19 protein-coding genes are annotated in these 20,024 nt (G+C 51.7%); 16 read left to right on the top strand and 3 right to left on the bottom strand.

Annotation, left to right across the window (positions count from 1 at the left end):
* Nucleotides 1-86: 86 nt before the first annotated feature.
* Nucleotides 87-1,031, top strand: coding sequence for a LysR family transcriptional regulator (locus tag AC2CGP_RS21490; protein ID WP_015704338.1), 945 nt, complete (start codon nt 87-89; stop codon nt 1,029-1,031).
* A gap of 126 nt (nt 1,032-1,157) precedes the next feature.
* A complete protein-coding gene (locus tag AC2CGP_RS21485) occupies nt 1,158-1,502 on the top strand; it encodes a phage holin family protein (protein ID WP_047041279.1) in 345 nt (114 codons plus the stop codon).
* Nucleotides 1,503-1,562: 60 nt separating this feature from the next.
* Here AC2CGP_RS21485 and AC2CGP_RS21480 read toward each other — a convergent pair whose 3' ends face one another.
* Both AC2CGP_RS21480 and AC2CGP_RS21475 read right to left on the bottom strand, forming a co-directional pair.
* A complete protein-coding gene (locus tag AC2CGP_RS21480; RefSeq protein WP_015368347.1) occupies nt 1,563-2,096 on the bottom strand; it encodes a glycoside hydrolase family 108 protein in 534 nt (177 codons plus the stop codon).
* Nucleotides 2,097-2,111: 15 nt separating this feature from the next.
* Entirely contained in the window at nt 2,112-2,555 is a 444-nt protein-coding gene (locus AC2CGP_RS21475) for a winged helix-turn-helix domain-containing protein (RefSeq protein WP_015368346.1), read from the bottom strand.
* 390 nt (nt 2,556-2,945) lie between these two features.
* On the opposite strand from AC2CGP_RS21475, the gene AC2CGP_RS21470 reads away from it, so the two are divergent.
* From AC2CGP_RS21470 to nhaR, 14 genes are all read left to right on the top strand, one after another.
* Entirely contained in the window at nt 2,946-5,063 is a 2,118-nt protein-coding gene (locus AC2CGP_RS21470) for a glycoside hydrolase family 18 protein (RefSeq protein ID WP_047041281.1), read from the top strand.
* An 88-nt stretch (nt 5,064-5,151) separates the two neighbouring features.
* A complete protein-coding gene (locus tag AC2CGP_RS21465; RefSeq protein ID WP_411303382.1) occupies nt 5,152-8,178 on the top strand; it encodes a chitinase in 3,027 nt (1,008 codons plus the stop codon).
* A 318-nt stretch (nt 8,179-8,496) separates the two neighbouring features.
* A complete protein-coding gene (locus AC2CGP_RS21460) occupies nt 8,497-9,189 on the top strand; it encodes a winged helix-turn-helix transcriptional regulator (protein WP_015704343.1) in 693 nt (230 codons plus the stop codon).
* Nucleotides 9,190-9,504: 315 nt separating this feature from the next.
* On the top strand, nt 9,505-10,047 hold the full coding sequence (locus AC2CGP_RS21455; RefSeq protein WP_015704344.1) for a fimbrial protein BcfA: 543 nt from the start codon (nt 9,505-9,507) through the stop codon (nt 10,045-10,047).
* Nucleotides 10,048-10,085: 38 nt separating this feature from the next.
* A complete protein-coding gene (locus tag AC2CGP_RS21450; protein ID WP_020079648.1) occupies nt 10,086-10,805 on the top strand; it encodes a fimbria/pilus periplasmic chaperone in 720 nt (239 codons plus the stop codon).
* 7 nt (nt 10,806-10,812) lie between these two features.
* Nucleotides 10,813-13,416, top strand: a complete 2,604-nt coding sequence (locus AC2CGP_RS21445; protein WP_162618998.1) for a fimbrial biogenesis usher protein — start codon at nt 10,813-10,815, stop codon at nt 13,414-13,416.
* A complete protein-coding gene (locus AC2CGP_RS21440) occupies nt 13,417-14,424 on the top strand; it encodes a fimbrial protein BcfD (protein WP_049034834.1) in 1,008 nt (335 codons plus the stop codon).
* Nucleotides 14,425-14,961 (top strand): fimbrial protein BcfE, encoded by a 537-nt coding sequence (locus AC2CGP_RS21435; RefSeq protein ID WP_046883348.1) that lies wholly within the window; start codon nt 14,425-14,427, stop codon nt 14,959-14,961.
* A gap of 10 nt (nt 14,962-14,971) precedes the next feature.
* Complete coding sequence (locus AC2CGP_RS21430) at nt 14,972-15,490, top strand: fimbrial protein BcfF (RefSeq protein WP_047036880.1); 519 nt, start codon at nt 14,972-14,974, stop codon at nt 15,488-15,490.
* A complete protein-coding gene (locus tag AC2CGP_RS21425; RefSeq protein ID WP_047036882.1) occupies nt 15,483-16,181 on the top strand; it encodes a pili/flagellar-assembly chaperone in 699 nt (232 codons plus the stop codon). Before AC2CGP_RS21430 ends, AC2CGP_RS21425 begins: the two co-directional genes overlap by 8 nt.
* A gap of 58 nt (nt 16,182-16,239) precedes the next feature.
* Nucleotides 16,240-17,079: a DsbA family protein gene (locus tag AC2CGP_RS21420; RefSeq protein WP_411303383.1), complete on the top strand. Its 840-nt coding sequence runs from the start codon at nt 16,240-16,242 to the stop codon at nt 17,077-17,079.
* Between the two features lie 60 nt (nt 17,080-17,139).
* The gene (locus AC2CGP_RS21415) at nt 17,140-17,430 is read left to right on the top strand and encodes a hypothetical protein (RefSeq protein ID WP_047036889.1); all 291 of its coding nucleotides are present in this window, start codon (nt 17,140-17,142) and stop codon (nt 17,428-17,430) included.
* Between the two features lie 120 nt (nt 17,431-17,550).
* Complete coding sequence (nhaA, locus tag AC2CGP_RS21410; RefSeq protein ID WP_047036913.1) at nt 17,551-18,723, top strand: Na+/H+ antiporter NhaA; 1,173 nt, start codon at nt 17,551-17,553, stop codon at nt 18,721-18,723.
* Nucleotides 18,724-18,773: 50 nt separating this feature from the next.
* Complete coding sequence (gene nhaR / locus AC2CGP_RS21405) at nt 18,774-19,673, top strand: transcriptional activator NhaR (RefSeq protein ID WP_032709857.1); 900 nt, start codon at nt 18,774-18,776, stop codon at nt 19,671-19,673.
* Between the two features lie 72 nt (nt 19,674-19,745).
* On the opposite strand, the gene rpsT is transcribed toward nhaR, so the two are convergent.
* Nucleotides 19,746-20,009 (bottom strand): 30S ribosomal protein S20, encoded by a 264-nt coding sequence (gene rpsT, locus AC2CGP_RS21400; RefSeq protein ID WP_002887965.1) that lies wholly within the window; start codon nt 20,007-20,009, stop codon nt 19,746-19,748.
* Nucleotides 20,010-20,024 lie beyond the last annotated feature (15 nt).

The following is a 20,024-nucleotide window of genomic DNA, read 5'->3' as shown; positions in this document are numbered from 1 at the left end:
CGCTATACTTTGTTTAGCATGTCCGGATTTGATTTATTTTGAGTATTATCTATATTGCTTTTTTCGATAAAAGAGGCTGACAGTGGATGGGATCGAAAGGTGCCAATAAGGGCTTTGATTATAATTTAATCAAGGTTCTTGACGCTGTCATTTCGGCAGGAAATGCCGCGAAGGCGGCGAAAAAATTGGCCATCACTCCCGCCGCGGTCTCTTTGGCATTAAGACGTCTGCAAAACTTCTATCAGCAGGAGCTGTTTGTCAGAAGCAAAGATGGTTTACTGCCAACGGCGAAAGCACTCGAAATACACCAAAGTTTCCGTCAGGCCATGTCGCTTGTCGACAATACTTTTCTGCCGGAAAATAAGGATGATGACACCCGGATTACGATCCTTGGAAGCGATTTCATCGAAAGTTATTACCTTTCCCAACTGTACGGTAGCGCGCTTTTCGAGCAGGGCGTTATCAACCATTTTTCATCCCGCAACATTAGCTGCGATAAAGCTAAAGAGCTTTTATTGACCGCTCAATGTGATTTATCGATCGGTTCTGAACCGCTGGTTGAGCCCGGACTCGATAATCAAATTATTGATAGCTTCAGAAACTTTGTCTGTATTTGTGCCAAAGGTCATTTATTCAGCGAGCTGTCGCAGCTTTCTTTGCATCAATTCTACTCTTCCCGCCATGCCATGTATCAACCGGGGATTACTTCACTCACCATCATCACTGATAACGGATTATTTAAAGATGATGTTTATTATAACGGCTCACGTACTATGGGCTATTGTAGCGATTCTATCACCGGGCTGGTTAGCATGGTAGAAAGAACCGCATTGATTGCACTGTTACCTTTGAAACTGGCGTTGTTTTATAAAAATCAGCGTAAATATGATATAAATTTTATCCAACCGCCCCCTGAGTTGATGTTTAAATCCGTGCAGGTTTATGCTTCATGGAACAAAAGCAGTAGAAATATATCAGCGATAAATGAAACAGTTTCCATGTTACATACGCTGTCCTCATTCAGACGGTAAGTTTCCTCATCTTACCGTCATTAATATGATGTGGTTAGTCATGATGTTCTTTGATTACCTTTCCACTATTCCGCCGCTTACACTCCTGATGAATCTTTTTTAAACTTTAGTTATTCAGGAGCGATTATGTCTATTCCTAATCATTTAGAGACAACGGAAGTTGTATTACTGGAAGTAGAAATACTTCTGATCATTATTTCTATCGGCGCCTGGGGCGGGTTCGTTAGTTTCCTGCTTCGCAGGAATAAAGAAGAGGCTGGCGAAGCCCATCAGGGAATTATGACCTGCCTGACGCAGGTAGTCATATCTTGTTTTACCAGTTTTCTCCTTAGCGCTATTGCTATCGAAAAAGGGTTTAGCTTTAATATGGTGCTGTTAGCCGCTGGTTTAGGCGGTGTATTTGCCGGCCCGATTTTAAAAATCCTCGGAGAAAAAGTTAAAAGTGCTGTTGGCGGTTCGAAACTCAAATAGTATTATCAGGTAATAAAAGGCTCATCCTTGAGTCTTTTATTACGGATTTTTTTGTCTCAACTATGTCACTCGGTTTTTAATCCAGCCGTAAATGAACTCTTCATTTTGTCGGCGATTTTCGCAGATATCCAGATAATAAGCGCCCTGGCTACAGTTGAGCGCTTTCACTAACACCGCTTCTCCTTCTTTACCTCGTTGCGATAAATAGGAATTTAGCGCATGTAAGGTTTGCGGGCCGATGCTGCCATCTGCTTTTATATCCGGATAATACTGCTGCTCGCGGTTCATCACGTTAAGCCAGCGCTGTAGCCACGTGCAAGGGTGATGGGGACCAATATTCACGGCGGCGTCGCAGAGTTCAAATGCTACCGCCCAGGAAAGTTGCGATACTTGTTCAAAGCCGGGTTTGATCCAGTAATCCGTTTCCAGGATTGCATAGGCTTCATTGTGAGAAAGTTCACTCATTTTCCCCTGGTAACCATGCGCTCGCGCCGTTGCTTCTGTGATACCCCAGTTAGTCTCTCCGCCTTTATCCTTCGGGTTGGCGCTGTAACCGCCTTCCAGCCCCAGAATTCCATCAATAATTGGATTCATTTTTTTCTCCCTGAATTAATGAATATGCATGTACATCATTGTACCTAGCGTGACTGAAAAGACGGTGGTCAGGGCTGCCAGCGTTTTACGGAAAAACTGCTTCCTGGCTTTTGGTTTTTTTGGCTCGACTTTCTCAATGGCGATATCCTTATTGACCTGTAATCCCTGGCGCGGGATGGTAATGAAGAGATCGTTTATGCCCAACGCCTTCAGGTCTCGTCTGATTAAATACAGTATCTGCGTTAGATTGGCATCATTCACAAAATGACTTCTGCTACCCCATAGCTCATTAGTGATTTTCTGGCGTTCGATAATCTCCAGATGAGCGTTTTCAATAATGAAGCTAAGACATTTAGAACGCATTGCCGTCATTCTAATAACTTGCGAGTTTGAGCTCGTTCTTAGTTCATATTTCTGTTCATTGTAGATGCAGTTGTTATTGATGAGATAAGTTTTCATAACGTCTTCCTTTAGATTTGCACATCCTGATTGTCGTTGGTGAATATATTGCACAAGAAATGGCTCAATCCATTTTTTGTCATCGGTTTTATTGTATTGCCATTTGTTGGGGAGACCTTCGTCACATAATCTCATGTAAATTAAATGACGGTTAATTACTACCTAAATTATATTTAATATGCTGTCTGTTTTTTATCTTTCCTGCTGAAAGACGAGCCTCATTTTCCCAATGATTCCACGTTGATGTTTCCTGAGTAGACATCATTAAAATAATTTTTCTGTGCTGATGAATTGCTGAGGTTTTGTGATTAGCTAATTTTTGATGAGTAATGGATTGTTGTTTTCGCAGAACGAACTGCGATAAATTTTAAACTTAAAAGGAAATTTAAAATGGCTACCAGCAAACTGATTAAAGGCGATACTCTTACCGAAACCAGCAACGCCGCTGATGGTTTTAACCCAGCAACTGAAGTTAGCAACTATAGCTATACATCAGCTCGTGTCGCAAAGCCGGTCTATAACAAATATAAAGCGGCAACCACTAAGCCGAAGGTATTTGGCTATTATACCGACTGGTCTCAGTATGATGGTCGCCTGCAAGGGGACGATTCTAAAGATAACCGCGGTCGCGGCTACGACCTGACCAATATCTCACCGACTGCTTACGATAAAATTATTTTCGGCTTCGTTGGCGTGACCGGTTTCCATAAAAATGATGGCCAATATCGTGACGTCGTGGCTGAAGGCGCGGAACAGTGCGGTAAAGTTAAGTACGAACCGACTTTCCTTGATCCATGGGGTGATTTCCAGTCTTACGTCAACGTTGGACATAGCGTTAGCGGCTGGGATGTTGATCCGAAGACCGTGACTCAAGAAAATTGTAAAGGTCTGCTTGGCGGTCTGCGCGATCTGCAGGCGAAAGCGAAACAGCAGGGCCATAACCTGGTGCTATCCATGAGCATCGGCGGCTGGACCATGAGTAACGGCTTCCATGAAACCGCAGCGTCTGATTCCGCACGTAAAACCTTCGCCAAAGGCGTGGTGAAACTGTTCAAACAGTTCCCGATGTTCAGCGAAGTGGATATCGATTGGGAATACCCGAACGCTGAAGGCGCTGGCAACCCTTGCGGCCCGGAAGATGGTGAAAACTATGCGTTGCTTATTGGCGAACTGCGTAAGCAACTGGATTCCGCCAGCCTGAGCAATGTGAAAATCTCCATCGCCAGCTCCGCGGTCGTGAAGACCTTTGATTACTCCAACGTGAAAGCGCTGATTAAAGCAGGTCTGTATGGCATCAACCTGATGACCTATGACTTCTTCGGTACCCCGTGGGCGGAAAGCGTTGCTCATCACACTAACCTGAATGCGCTGGAAGAGGGCGGTTGGGGCGTCAACACTATCGTGGAACATCTGCTGTCTGAAGGTTTCCCTGCTGAAAATATCAACATTGGTTATGCCGGCTATACCCGTAATGGCCGTAACGTTGAGCTGGAGTCGCTGTCTCCGCTGAAAGGCACCTATAACCCAGGTAACGGCGATACCACCGGTACTTTCGAATCCGGCACTAATGAATGGTATGACGTGATCTACAACTACCTGGATCTGGAAAACCAGAAAGGCCGTAACGGTTTCAACGTCTACACCGACCAGGTCGCTGATGCTGACTACCTGTATAACCCGGAATCCAAGCTGTTCATGTCTCTGGATACTCCACGTTCAGTAAAAGCGAAGGGCGAATATGCAGCAAGCCTGGGTCTGGGTGGTATGTTTACCTGGACTATCGATCAGGACAATGGCGTGCTGCTGAACGCGGCTCGCGAAGGTCTGGGTTATGAAATTGAGTCTGAAGTCATCGATATGGAACCGTTCTACTTCGAAGGCATCAACGTAGAAAAAGATGAATCCGAAGAAGACGATAAGGCAACTGACGTCAATCATGCGCCAAAAGCCGCTATCGAGCTGCTGGTTGTCGGCGGTTCTACCGTCCAGCTGTCAGGCGCGAATTCTTCTGATGAAGATGATGATGAACTGAGCTACAGCTGGGGCGTACCGTCTGAAATTACCGTCGCGGATAAAACTGCGGAAGTGATTGAGTTTGTGGTGCCTGAAGTGAGTGCGAAAACGGCCTTCCAGTTCACTCTGTTTGTGCGTGACTGCTACAACGAACCTTCCACTCAGCAACGTTTTGTGCTGACGGCGGTGCCAGCATTAGCATCTCAGGGCGAACCTGAACCGGCTGATGAAGAAGAAGATGAAACCGACATTATTCCGCTTCCAGACGAAGATACTACACCGGCTGAAGATGACGCCTCTACCGATGATGCGGCAGACCAGGATGCGCCACACGCGCTGTGGGATGCTAACACCGTATACGGCGCAAGCTGGGGTACCTTCGAAACCGTGAGCTGGAAAGGTCACAACTACCAGGTGAAATGGTGGTCCCAGGGCGACCAGCCTGACCTGAACTGCGGTCAGAGCGGCGCATGGACTGACTTAGGCGCTTACTAATACTTCTGCGCTTAACGAGGTATGGGCTCCATGACAAAGCCCCGGTTTTCCGGGGCTTTTTTCCACCAGGGAATGAGGAATCACGTTGATGACCGTTGTAATTAAAAATAGCCAGATTGATGTGAACAGCTGGTACCAAAAAGTCACTTTAACCTTCACAAACGAAAGTAACCGCTCGGTAGATCTGAACCAGGCGGCAATTAGCTTTACCGCCTCCGGCCATCCGGATCCGTGGGGCAATACGGGAGGCACGCTAAAAGGGGATCGTTCATTAACTTTGCGTGACACCGCCCAGGGAACCCTGGAGTTCAATGAAATCATCATCAACAACAGTAGTGAACTGCTGCTGCAGGCAGGGGAAAGCGGTACCCTGTTTTTTAGCCTGGCTGCCACCCAGGTACCGGTAAAAATGTCCACCTTTACGTTAACTCTGACGGACGATACCGCAGATGAAGTTGAGCCAGAACCTGAAGTACCAGCGGATGATACCGCTGATGAGGTTGAACCAGAACCTGAAGTACCGGCGGATGATACCGCTGATGATATTGAGCCAGAACCTGAAGCGCCCACCGATGATGCGATTACCGGCGCGGGACTGACCCTGGTATCCGGAGAGGTGAAAGCGTCCAGCTGGTACCAACGTATTGCCCTGACGCTGACGAATCACTATTCGCAGTCCGTCGATATTAATCAGTTGAAATTAGGTTTCACCGCGACAGCGCATCCCGATCCGTACAGCCCATTTAGCGGCACCATGCTGGGGAATCAGGCGGTAACGCTGGCCAGCGACGGCGGTTGGCCGATTGAAAAAAATACCATCACAATCAATAACGACGGCGAGTATCTGTTGGCTTCCGGTAAATCGGCGGTGCTGGAGTTTTATCTTTCGGCCACGCAAACGCCCGTTGCGCTTAGCGATCTGACGGCGACGCTGGCCCATGATCCTGGACGCCAGGGACAAATCATTGTGCAATTCCCGGCGCAGGCGCAGAGCACCTCGCTGAAGCCGGAGATCGAACTGCAGTATCCGGATGGCCGCCAGCAGCGCTTTGCCGGTGAATGGGGCGCTTCGCTAACCATCGGCGATCTGAGCGCTGGTCGTTATGGTATGACGGTACTGGAGTTGTGTAACGATGAAATGAGGATTTCACCTGTTACTGAAAACTATGCGTTGACACTCTCGTCCGGTAACGCCGTCGAACGGTGCCAGATTGCTTATCAGCCAGCGGTGCTCTTTGCCGCGATCGAGCTGCTACTGGCGGATGATGAACTGGAAGGCGCGGAAGTCGTCGTTGAGCTGTGGTCGGAAGCAGGCGTGCGCGAACGTACTCTGACGCTGATGGCGAATCAACCGCAGCGCGTCACTCGGCTATTAGCAAATCATCAATATGCTATTTGCCTGCAGCCGACGACGATGAACAACCAGTTGCTGACAACGCCTGCGCAGCCTGCGACCTTCGTGCCGACGGTAGGCACGACGGCTCAGGCAGACGTTGCGCTACAAAAAACGCCCGTTGCGAGCGATAACTTTGTTGAAGTCGCGGTGACGGTATTAGGCTTACCACAGGGTACGGCAGCTCAACGCTATCGTTTCCGCTGCGGCAGCTACCAGTACAGTTTCGTGCTGGCCAGTGATACTCGCCAGCAGAAGCTGCCGCTGCGTTTATCTGCCGGGGAATATAGCGTGCAGGTAGCAGATGTATACATCGCCGGTACGCCGTGGCGCTGTGATGTCAGCGCGCCGTTGCGTTTGCTGCAAAGCGTTAATAACGTCACGCTTGAGTTTATCCAGGGCGTTCCGTTGCAGGTAAAAGGTTGGCCGAATTATCTGGCGCACGGCGGCGTGACGGTGAATGCGGCGGAGACGGTCGATCTTTATCGTGGCGTGCCGTTCAGCGCGCTGTTTAAATATGATGGTTTTGATGGCGGCGGCGATCCGATTCCGGCGGCGGAAGTGGACACTAACGGCGATGGCTTCCTTGATTATGCCTCACTACCGATCCATAAAACCGTGCCTTTGGTTCGCGAGATCGAGGCCGACGCCGGCCGTGCGGTGATGCCGGTGATGGTGGTCTATACCGCCAATGCCAGCGGAGGCAGCGCGGTATCGGACCTGCAGGACGAACAGCGTCTACGCAATCACTTTGGTAGCTTCATTACCCAGTGTCTGGCGGCGCAATCCTGGAAAGATGACCAGCATCCGGTTCCGGCAACCTTTGTCCTGAATCCAGACTTCCTTGGCGCCATGCAGCAGGAGCCTTATGGCTATACCGCGCTGCGTAAGGCCAATAGCGTACAGGTCAATGTCCAACTGGCGGCGGCGATTAATGCGCTTCCTTCGATGCCAGGGTTTAGCGCGCCGACGCTGCCGACTTTCAGCAACGATTTGTACGGCTACGTACAGGCGATTAACTATATCGTTCGCCAGTTCGCGCCGGACATCGCTTTCGGCTGGCAGACCAACGTTTGGGCGACGGGCACGGCAGATTGGCTGCTGCGCGCCAATGCCGCGCCGCGGGAACAAGGGGCGGCGATCGCTGACTTCATTAATGAACTGGGCGTGTACGGCGGCGACTATGCGCCAGACTTTATCGCATTTGATAAATTTGAACGCGACTGCTTCAGCCCGGATGCCTTAGCCCACTACGGCTGGAACGCTACCTGCTGGATGAACTATCTGGGCATGGTGAAGGAGACCGCCAGAGCATTGCAGAAACCGGCGATGTTGTGGCAGATCCCCGGCGGCCATATGCCGACGGTTGCGGAAGGGACCAGTAAAATTGCGGCGGCGCATTTTGCGTCAGGTGCTACTTTCTTCATGGGGGATTCGCGGATTGGCAGCGATATCAACGCCATTACCCCGGCGCTGTTAAATACCGCGATGAACAGCACGACCTATGGCGTCGCGACGGTGGGTGATTTTCTGCGCTGCGATGGCGGATACGATTGGAGCCAGATGCAGGCGTTAAATCTGCCGGACTATAACGTTTTTGCCGTGCTGTGGGGCGGCGGTTCGACCGTCAGTATCACCACTATTCATTCCAACGGTGAAGATGGCGGTTGGTTGGCGGAGAAAATGGTGGAGTACTACGCGGCGCCCCGCTACTTTAGTTAATTCCCTGTATTTCATGTAGCGTTAAGGCGGTGATTCAGTGGCGGTACTATACTGGATCGCTGCCTTTTCTCTTTCTTGTTATATCATAAGAAATAATTTCATTTGTTATAGTGTGTAATGTTAAAAATGATTAATAACATTTTGAGATCTTTGTTGGTTATTTGTTTGAGGATTATCTTATTTGATAAATGATTGATTATTTGTGCTTTCATCATACATTTATTCTATATTTAATATTTATTTATTATTAATTGCAGGCTAACTAATGTATGTATATCTTTATTTCTCATATGATTATGGATATTTAATGAAGATATAATGAAATTAAATGGTTTCGAAAATGATAATGAGAATGCCTTGCACTCATATATTTTCTCTCAGCAGGCTAAACCACATGCAGCGATTGACGCCTTATTTTCAGCGCTCTTGCCCTTTGGTAAATCTTTCGTCGTGCAGTCGGGTGAAGAATTTTCACTATACACAGAGCAGAGCAGCCGCATTGTGTTGCTGGAGTCCGGTATCTTCTCAATTTGCCGCAGTGATCGAGGCTTGAACGTGCTATCGGTTTTCGCCCCGTCAATTGCTGGACTGATAGATAGCTACGGTGTGACATACGATGTTCCCACCCGCCCGGAGCATTTTTTGATTGCTGAAACAGAATGCCGTGGTCGTGCAGTCTCGTTAGCGGATTTTATTAAGGTGACGGATGAGTGCAATCTTTGGCACGACGTAGCTCGTTTTCTCGCTTATCGTCTGATGGTGATGAACGTTCGCGACCGGGAGCTGGTTGGCGTTGATTCTTATCTTAAGGTTCGTGCGTTATTAATCGAAATTGCCGCCTACAACGACGAATATCGCCAGAGCATTAATGTTCTGAACTTTATTCAACGTCGTACCGGAATATCGCGGAGTCGTACCATGAAGCTTCTTTCTGAATTGCGAAAGGGCGGATATATCAATATTGATGGTGGACGTCTGTTAGGGATTAAAAAACTGCCATTGGCTTACTAGTTGCTGTATCTAAATAACAGCCATAACGATTTATTTACTGTAAAAACAGTCAGTTAATGGTGGTCCTATAAAAACAGTTTTTGTCGATTGCAACTCTCTGGCCAATTTATAATAATTAAATAACGGCAGAAATTAATTATCTATCGGCGCTTATAAATAAGCGCTGGTTTGCTATTCATTGAATATAGTATTTCTGTACGCTACAAACTTTAACGTTTTTGCGCCCGGTACCAGCAAGAGATCTCTGTGAAGAGAGCTCGGTACTAAAATTCGTTATTAATTCTGTTTTCGACTTGTGTATTTAAAAGGTTATTTATGAAAAAACATCTTTTAGTGATGGTCATGACTGCCATGACGGCGGGCGGTATGAGCTGCGCGGCGAATGCGGATACCGCGACGGTCTCCGGTGGTACGGTGAATTTTACGGGACAGGTTGTGAATGCCGCATGCTCCGTTTCTGCTGACTCTATCGATCAAACCGTTACCCTGAGCCAGGTTCGCACCAGCAAACTGACGGCAGCCGGAATGGTAGCTAATCAGAAAGAAGATTTCTCAATCAAACTGGAAGATTGCGATACCACCGTCAGCCAGAATGCGGCGGTTATCTTTAATGGTCAGCAGGACAGTTCACTCGCCGGTTCGCTGGCGAATACCGCAGGCGCAGGCTCGGCGACTAACGTTGCGCTGCAGCTCTACGGCCCGGATGGACAGGTTCTGAACATCGGCGACACCTCTGGCACGATCACCCTGATTGATGGTGAAAACACCGTACCGCTGAGCGTTGATTATGTCGCAACCGGCGCGGCGACTGCAGGTAACGTCGCAGCGACCGCGACCTTCAGCATGGTCTATTCCTGATTGGTATCCGCATCTCCTCCGTTGTTGGCAGCGGAGGGATGCATTTCATCTCCTCCCTGGTTATCAAAAGAATGAGTACGCGAATTACCCCGATTTTATTTTTATTAGTACTGCTGGCGGCGCTGGGAATGACTCAGCTGGCCCATGCGGGTGGTATTGCGCTGGGTTCTACCCGGGTTATTTATCCGCAGGGTGATAAGCAGGTCTCTCTGCCGGTGATAAACTCTTCCAGCAATAATGTATTTTTAATTCAGTCGTGGGTGGCGAATGCCGATGGCGGCAGAAGCGCCGATTTTGTCGTTACCCCGCAGCTGTTCGTCATTCAGCCGGGGAAAGAAAATCTGCTGCGTATTATGTACGTTGGCCCCTCCCTGCCGACAGATCGCGAAAGCGTTTTTTATCTCAACAGTAAAGCCATTCCCTCGGTTAATAAAAGTAAACTGGCGGCGAATTCGCTGCAAATCGCCACGCAAAGCGTCATTAAACTGTTTATCCGCCCCAAACACTTACCGGTTGCCTCGGTTGACGCTCCGGCAATGTTGCGCTGCCAGCGTGCAGGCGACCGCCTGACGATCGCCAATCCATCACCCTATTATGTCTCGCTGGTTGATATTCATGTCGGCGGACAGAAATTAGCCAATTCAATGGTGCCGCCGAAAAGCGAGATAACGTTGCACGGCGGAGCAGGGCAGGCGACCTTCCAGTCAATTAACGATTTCGGCGCCATCACGCCGCTGCAAACCTGTCTGAGTCATTGATATTGTGTTGAAACTCGATGTCTCCGCGTGCCAGTTGAAGGTGGGTAGATTGCCGGCGCTTATCAGCCTGGCTCTGATCTCGGCAAGCGTATGCACGCTGCCGAGCAGCTGGGCCGAAAACTATTTTAACCCGGCCTTTTTATCTGACGATCCGTCGAAGATCGCCGACCTTTCCCACTTTGAAGGCAACGGTCAGGCGCCGGGGGTTTATCGGGTCGATGTCTACCTTAATGGCGCATTGTTGACGACGCGCGATATTGCTTTTCACGTCAATAACCAGGCCGCTGATGGTTCTGGCCTTCGTGCCTGCCTGACGACTGAGATGCTCAACGGCATGAACGTGAATATTAGCGCTTTTCCACAATTGGCGAAGGCCGCTACGGGCGACTGCGTCGATCTTGCGGCTACGATCCCCGCCGCCTCCACCGCTTTTGATTTTAGTCAGCAGCGGCTGAATATCAGCATTCCGCAGGCGGCGCTGAACAGCCGGGCGCGGGGCTATATTCCGCCGCAAAACTGGGATGAAGGTATTAATGCGTTGTTGCTCAACTATACGTTTACCGGTGCGAATAGCCGGGACCGTAGCGCTGGCGGTACTGATAGCGATAGCTACTTTCTCGGTCTCAATAGCGGAGTAAATCTTGGCGCCTGGCGTCTACGTGATTATTCGACATGGAACTACAACAGCGATAATCAGCAACAGAAAAGCGACTGGCAGCACATCAGCACCTACGTTGAACGCGATGTGGCGGCGCTGAAAGGCGAACTGACGGCGGGCGACAGCTACACCCCCTCAGGCGTTTTCGATAGCCTGCCGTTTCGCGGGCTACAGCTGGCGTCCGATGACAATATGCTGCCGGACAGCATGAAGGGCTTCGCGCCGACTATCCACGGCATCGCCAAAAGCAACGCCCAGGTGACGATTCGCCAGAATGGCTACACTATAGACCAGCGCTATGTACCGCCTGGCGCATTCACGATTGACGATCTCTATCCGACCTCCTCCAGTGGCGATCTCAACGTTGAGATCAAGGAGTCCGACGGTAGCATCTCCAGTTATAGCGTACCCTATGCCGCCGTACCGGTTCTGCAACGCGAGGGGCGGGTGAAATACGCCGCCACCGCGGCGATCTATCGCGGCGATAGTAGCCAGAAACGGGATGTGAGTTTCGGCCAGGCGACCCTGATGTGGGGGTTGCCGCACGGCTTTACGCTATACGGCGGAACGCAGTTTTCCTCCGATTATCGCGCCCTGGCGCTGGGAACCGGGGCCAACTTCGGTAACTGGGGGGCGATTTCCGTCGATCTTACCCAGGCTTACAGTACGCTGGCGGATGAGAGCGAGCACCAGGGGCAATCGCTGCGCTTTTTATATGCCAAATCTTTAAATGACCTGGGTACCCATTTTCAGCTGTTGGGATATCGCTACTCAACCTCTGGTTTTTATACCCTCGATGATACCGCGTGGAAGCGGATGTCAGGCTATAACGGCCAGCAGAAGGACGACAGCGATCGTGATGCTGGCGATGACTACAACCTGTATTACACCAAACGCGGCAAGGTACAGATCAACCTCTCTCAGCAGTTCGGTCATTTTGGCTCACTGTATGTCACCGGTAGCCAACAGAGCTATTGGCACACCGATGAAACCAATAAATTACTGCAAATCGGCTACAGCGACACGCTGGCTGGGGTCTCGTGGAGCCTGTCATATAGCAGCAGCCGCGCGCCCGGCGAGGAGCAACGCGACCAGGCGCTGGCGCTCAATCTTTCGCTACCGCTCAGCCAGTGGCTTTCTCACGGCGACGATATTACCCAGAGTCGACATAACGTTTATGCGACGTTTTCCACCAGTAGCGATGGACACGGCGGCGTGACGCAAAATAGCGGTATCAGCGGCATGTTACTGGATCAAAACAACCTGAGCTATAGCGTCCAGCAGGGCTATCAGAATCAGGGGGGTGGTGCGAGCGGCTCCGCCAGCCTCGAATACGACGGGGCAAAGGGCAACCTGAATGTCGGCTACAACAACAGCAACCATGGTGATTATCGGCAACTGAACTATGGCCTCAGCGGCGGCATGGTCGCGCATGCTCATGGTCTGACCCTCAGCCAGCCGTTGGGCGACACCAATGTTCTTATCGCCGTGCCGGGGGCAGGGAATGTCAATATCGAAGATCAACCGGGGATCCACACCGATGGCCGCGGCTACGCGGTGGTATCGTATGCCACTACTTACCGCCAGAATCGCATGGCGCTGGACGTCAACTCGCTAAAAGACGATGTCGATATCGATGATGCGGTGATCAATGTCGTTCCCACCCAAGGGGCGTTGGTGCTGGCCAACTTTACTGCCCGGATCGGCGAGCGCGCGCTATTGACGCTAAGCCATTACGGAAAACCGCTGCCGTTTGGCGCTACGGTATCCATTGCTGGCGCGGCGGAAGAAGGCATCGTTGGCGACGATGGCGAAGTGTATCTCTCAGGCCTTAGCCCGCAGGGCACGCTGAAAGCACAATGGGGGCCGCAGCCTGACCAACAATGTCTCACTCATTATCATCTCCCTGACGTTAGCCAGCCTTTGGCGCGTCAGCATCTGGAATGTCGCTAAATGAAGCCTGTCTCTTTTCTTGTTCTGTTAATGGGGCTGCTGCTGGCCCGCGGTAGTCTGGCGGCCGTTTGCCAGAACACCAATGGCTCGCCCGCGACGGTCGATTATGACCTGACGACGACGCTAACGGCGGCGCAAAATCAGGCCGGTACCACCACACAACTTAGTAAAAACCAGGATGTGAACGTGCAGGCGGTTTGTCCCGCCGGCTCTTCGGATTCGGGGCGGACGTATCGTTCGTATGTCGCTTCTTCATCGATAGTGGAAACCAACGGCGACTGGAAATATATGCAGCTGGATGGCGCCTATCTTGAAGGAGCAATGCGCATTGAAGATTCGTCGGCCGGGGAATTTTATCCACCAATGGATTATGTCTATATGGGCTATGACGCCAACGTTAACAACGGCTCGCCTTTTCCGGTACATGATTCGAATCTGATATTCCAGCTTAAGGTTGTGAAGCCATTTATTGGCACGGTAAATATCGAGCCGAAGACCATGTTTAATGTCTATGTCACCACCACCGGGGACGACCCGCTGAGTACCGTGGTATATAGCATTGTCTACAGCGGCAGCGTGACCGTGCCGCAAAGCTGCGAAATTAACGCCGGGCAAACCATTCTTGTGGATTTTGGCTCGCTGTACAGCGGTGGTTTCAATCGCGCCGGGGAAAAACCAACGGGTGTCCGTAAGAAAAGATTCACCGTGCCGGTGAAGTGCAGTGGGGTGGATTCGCAGGTCAACTTAAGTTTGCGGTTGATAGCCACCGCCGATAGCCACTTAAGCCAGGCTATTGCCTCCGACAATCCTGATGTTGGCGTGGTGGTTGAGAGCAGCGACGGCGCGGTATTAACGCCGAATGACGCCAGCAGCGTTGAGCCTTTTACTACCGATGAAAACGGACACGCGAACCTTTCCCTGCAGGCGTATCCAGTCAGCACCACCGGCCAGACGCCGGCGGAAGGCGCCTTCACCGCACTGGCTAACTTACGGGTGGATTTCGACTAAATGCGCCTGATTCGTTACTTCTTCTTATTCATTCTGCTATGCGGCAGCGGTTGCTATGCCGACGATAGCGGCTACAACCTGGAATTCACCGGCACCATTGTCGCGCAAACCTGCGATATCGAAATTTCCAGCCTCAGCCAGAGTATCGATTTAGGTCAGTTCTCTGTGGAGGATTTCCCCTCTACCGGTACGACGACGAAGTTCAAGCCGTTCAACATCAACCTGAAAAACTGCTCGCGCGGCATTACCGGCAGCAAAATCTGGTTTACCGGCACTGCCGACAGCGACAACCCGGCGCTGCTGGCATTGAGCGATACCGGCATGGGTAGCGAAAAAATGCTGGCAAGCGGCGTTGGCGTGGAGATCCTTGATGAGGACCAGGATGCCGTCAGCATCAATAACACCAGTTCGGTGGTCTACCCGCTGAAAACGGGCCGCAATACCTTATCGTTCTATATCCGCTACAAATCTACCCGGCCAACCGTGACCTCCGGCAATGCGACGGCGGTGATGTATTTCGACCTGCAATATGAATAGGCGCGCGGCAATGATTAAAAAACTGTACCTCTGCTGGGGGCTGGCTCTGGCGGCAAGCGGTGCGCTGGCCCATGACGGCCGGGTCTACGTCACCGGAACCATTACCGACAACACCTGCACGCTGTCGCCGGATTCCGAGAATATTCAGGTTGATATGGGAACCGTTAGCAGCCGCCAGTTTTATCAGGCCGGTGCCGGCGCGGAGTGGCAGCCTTTTTCGATCACGCTGCAAAATTGCGGCAGCACCGCCAGCGGCGTAACGGTGAGCTTTAGCGGTACCAGCGATCCGCAAGATGGCGATTTGTTCGCGTTGAATGCCGGGGCGGATATGGCAAGCGGTATGGGAATTGCGCTGTATGACAAGAATAAACAGCAAATCGCGCCGGGGGCACAGAGCGATGTGCAGGCGCTAACCGCGGGCGCCGCGTCCGAACGTTTACAGTTTTATGCCCGCTATGTAGCTGATGGCGCCCCAGTGGCACCGGGAGCAGCCGATGCTTCCGCGACTTTCGTACTGAGTTATGAATAGACGACATTTCTACTGGCCAGGGCTCTGGCTGCTGCCCGTTGCAATAAGCCATGCCGGTGTGGTGATTGGCGGCACGCGTTTTATTTATCACGCTGAAAGGACGACGTTGAGCGTTCCGCTGCGCAATACCTCGGACAGTGACTGGCTGGTGGATAGCCACGTGCTGAGCGGTGGACGCTGGCCAGGGGGCGATGATTTGTCGCCCCGAAAACCGCCATTCGTGGTCACGCCGCCGCTCTTTTTATTGCGCGCAGGCCAGGAGAACACACTGCGTGTCGCATGGAGCGGCGAGGCGCTGGCGCGGGACCGTGAAAGCTTGTTTACGCTGAGCATTGCCGCTATTCCATCGGGAAAAACCGGCGCCAATAGTGTGCAGATGGCATTTCGCTCGGCGTTAAAACTGATTTATCGACCTGTGGGGCTAATCGGCGATCCGCAGCAGGCCTATCGTCATCTGGTCTGGAACTTAACGGCGGATGGGCTGACGGTACGTAATCCAGGCCCCTATTACGTCACCCTCTTTTCAACCCGCGTCAACGGTACGCCGATCGACGCTGCCGGCGTGGTCGCGCCGTTTTCTACCCGCCGCACAGACTGGTGTCGACAAACGACGCGCTGCGCCGTGCGTTGGCAAAGCCTCAACGATGCCGGAGGCGTAATGCCGCCGGTCACGGCAACGGCGCAACGGTGATGACGATTTTATTCTGCCCCTGTGGGCATCTCCTGAACTTGATAATGAGAACTCAATAATGCGCAAACTTTCCTGTAAATCGGTGGCGGGGATAGCGCTTGGCGGCATCATCTCTTTTTCCACGTTGGCGGCGAAGACCGACCCGGCGATAGGCGATATTGGGCCGACCGCTGAGGCGTATATCGCCAGCCATCCGGATAAAGTTGGCGAAGCGGTAGCGACCTATCTGGCGGATCATCCTGAATTCCTGATTGCCGCCAGCGAAACGCTACATCAGCGCCAGCAGGTTGCCCAGAAGCAGGCTTATGCGCAGCTGGCGCTGCAGTACCGCTCTGAGCTGCTGAGCGGCAACTCTCCCTCCGTTGGCCCGGCGGATGCTAAAGCGGCGGTGGTGATGTTTTTTGACTACCAGTGTTCCTGGTGCAGCAAGATGTCGCCCGTGGTGGAAGAACTGGTGAAATCGAATCCTGATACACGTTTTATCTTTAAAGAGTTTCCGATCTTTTCATCCCGCTGGCCGGTGTCTGGTTTGGCGGCGAGAATCGGCGAACAGGTGTGGCTGAACGATGGCGGGACAAAGTATTTGGCCTGGCATAATGCCCTGTACGCCACGGGTAAAGTGGAAGGACAGCTCACCGATCAGGATGTTTATGCGCTGGCGTCGCACTATCTCACCCAGCCGCAGATTAGGGCGGTTAAAACTGCCCAGCAGAGCGGGGCGGTACATGATGCGCTGCTGAGCAATCAGGCGCTGGCGCAGCATATGAATTTCTCCGGAACCCCGGCTTTTGTGGTGATGCCGCAGGCAGCGGCTCCGGATGCCGGGCGTATCTCGGTAGTACCGGGCAGCACATCGCAGGATGCGTTGCAGATGGCAATTCAGAAAGCTAAAGGTTAAGTCTCAGCGACCGGGGCGCTGTACCCGGTTATCAGCTTCCTCAGACCGAGGATTTGGCGTATGCAATTCAAGAAAGACTGGTTAGGGCTGGCGGCCATTTCACTGTTCACAATTGGCGGCGTGCGGGCTCACACTGCCGGTAATATCCAATTTTTTGGCAATGTAGTTACTGAAAGTTGCTGGAACGAAACGGAAAGTAGCGAGATTTTGTGCCAGCGCGCCGATCGCATCGAACGCCACGTGATTGTGGAAAATATCACCACTTCGCTGGCTTCGGCTTACGCAACGGTGGAGAAAAGTTATCTCGATGCCGACAAGCAGCTCACTCTGTTGCGGGTGGTCTATGATTAACAAATATCGATAAAGATCGGAAAAAGCGATTCTAATGGCAATTTAAATCTGTTTTTTTCGATGTTTTTGCGGCTGTATCATACTTTTATCGAGTTATTGACCAATAAGGTGAGAGTAAAAGTGAAACATCTGCAACGATTTTTCAGTAGCGATGCTTCCGGGGGCATTATTCTAATCTGCGCCGCCGCGCTGGCGATGATTATGGCCAATAGCAGCGTCACCAGCGGTCTGTATCATGCTTTTTTAGATACTCCGGTACAGCTGCGCGTCGGCGCGCTGGAAATTAACAAAAACATGCTGTTGTGGATCAACGATGCGCTAATGGCGGTGTTTTTCCTGTTAATTGGCCTGGAGGTGAAGCGTGAGATGATCCAGGGGGCGCTCGCCAGCCGCCGTCAGGCGGTGTTCCCGGTAGTTGCCGCGATTGGCGGCATGGTGGTGCCGGCGCTTATCTATTTAGCCTTCAATGCCCAGGATCCCGTTGCGCGGGAAGGGTGGGCAATCCCGGCGGCGACCGATATCGCCTTTGCGCTTGGCGTTTTGGCGCTATTAGGCAACCGGGTACCAACGGCGTTGAAAATTTTCCTGATGGCGCTGGCTATTATTGATGACCTCGGGGCGATTGTGATTATCGCGCTGTTTTATACCAACGATCTGTCGGTACTGTCGTTGGCCGTCGCCGCTGGCGCAATTGTGGTACTGGCGGCGCTCAATCTCTGCGGCGTGCGGCGCACCGGTATCTATATTCTGGTTGGCGCGGTGCTGTGGACGGCAGTACTGAAATCTGGCGTACATGCGACCCTGGCGGGGGTTATCGTCGGTTTTATGATCCCGCTGAAGGAACAGAATGGCAAATCGCCGGCGAAGCAGCTTGAGCATGTGCTGCATCCGTGGGTAGCGTTTCTAATCCTGCCGCTGTTCGCTTTTGCCAATGCCGGGGTTTCGCTGCAGGGCGTCACGTTCGCGGGGCTGACTTCGCTGCTGCCTCTGGGGATTATTGCCGGGCTGTTTGTCGGTAAGCCGCTTGGGATTAGCCTGTTCTGCTGGCTGGCGCTGAAGTTTAAGTGGGCCTCGTTGCCGCCGGGAACCCGCTTCCCGCAGATTATGGCGGTCGGCGTACTGTGCGGAATTGGCTTCACCATGTCGATTTTCATCGCCACGCTCGCCTTCAGTAGCGTTGACCCCGGATTGATCAACTGGGCCAAGCTGGGCATTCTGATAGGATCTATTCTGTCGGCTATCGTCGGCTACATGATTCTGCGTAAGCGCGTAACGGATCCTCACAGCGTGTAACTTCATCGGGAGAGCCTGCGGGCTCTCCGGGGCATATCAGGGAGAGAAGCATGTCGCATATCAATTACAACCATTTGTACTACTTCTGGCACGTCTATCGGGAAGGCTCGGTCGTCGGCGCCGCCGAGGCGCTGTATCTGACGCCGCAGACGATTACCGGGCAGATTAAGGCGCTGGAAGAACGATTGCAGGGCAAACTCTTTAAACGTAAAGGACGAGGTCTGGAACCCAGTGAGCTGGGGGAACTGGTGTTTCGCTACGCGGATCGCATGTTCACCCTGAGCCAGGAGATGCTTGATATCGTCAATTATCGCAAAGAGTCGAACCTGCTGTTTGATGTCGGCGTCGCCGATGCGCTATCCAAGCGGCTGGTGAGCGGCGTTCTGGATGCGGCGGTAGTGGAAGATGAACAAATACATCTGCGCTGTTTTGAATCCACCCACGAGATGCTGCTGGAGCAACTGAGCCAGCATAAGCTGGATATGATTATCTCGGATTGCCCGATTGACTCGACCCAGCAGGAAGGGCTGTTTTCGGTGAAAATTGGCGAGTGCGGGGTGAGCTTCTGGTGTATGAATCCGCCGCCGGAAAAACCGTTTCCCGCCTGCCTTGAGGAACGTCGCCTGCTCATTCCCGGTCGCCGTTCCATGCTCGGGCGCAAATTGCTGAACTGGTTTAATTCGCAGGGGCTGCAGGTGGAAATACTCGGCGAGTTCGACGATGCGGCGCTTATGAAAGCCTTCGGCGCGGCGCATAATGCGATTTTTGTGGCGCCAACCCTCTATGCTCACGATTTCTATGCCGATGAGTCGATTGTCGAAATTGGCCGCATGGAAAACGTGATGGAGGAGTACCATGCTATTTTTGCCGAGCGAATGATTCAGCATCCTGCGGTACAGCGTATCTGCAACCGCGATTATTCCTCGCTGTTTGCGCAGCCGCAAAGCTAAGTACCGGCAAACAACAGACATAAAAAAACCCGCTTTCGCGGGTTTTTTTAACAAAGTTCAGCAAGCGGACGATTAAGCCAGTTTGTTGATCTGTGCAGTCAGGTTTGCTTTATGACGCGCAGCTTTGTTTTTGTGGATCAGACCTTTAGCAGCCTGACGGTCCACGATTGGTTGCATTTCGTTAAATGCTTTCTGTGCAGCAGCTTTGTCGCCAGCTTCGATAGCTGCGTATACTTTCTTGATGAAAGTACGCATCATAGAGCGACGGCTTGCGTTGTGCTTGCGAGCCTTTTCAGACTGAACGGCGCGCTTCTTAGCTGATTTGATATTAGCCAAGGTCCAACTCCCAAA

This window comes from Klebsiella sp. SYXHC3, from assembly GCF_057196925.1.
Note: the sequence above shows the minus strand (reverse complement) of the source record. Positions and strands in the feature narration are given on the sequence as shown.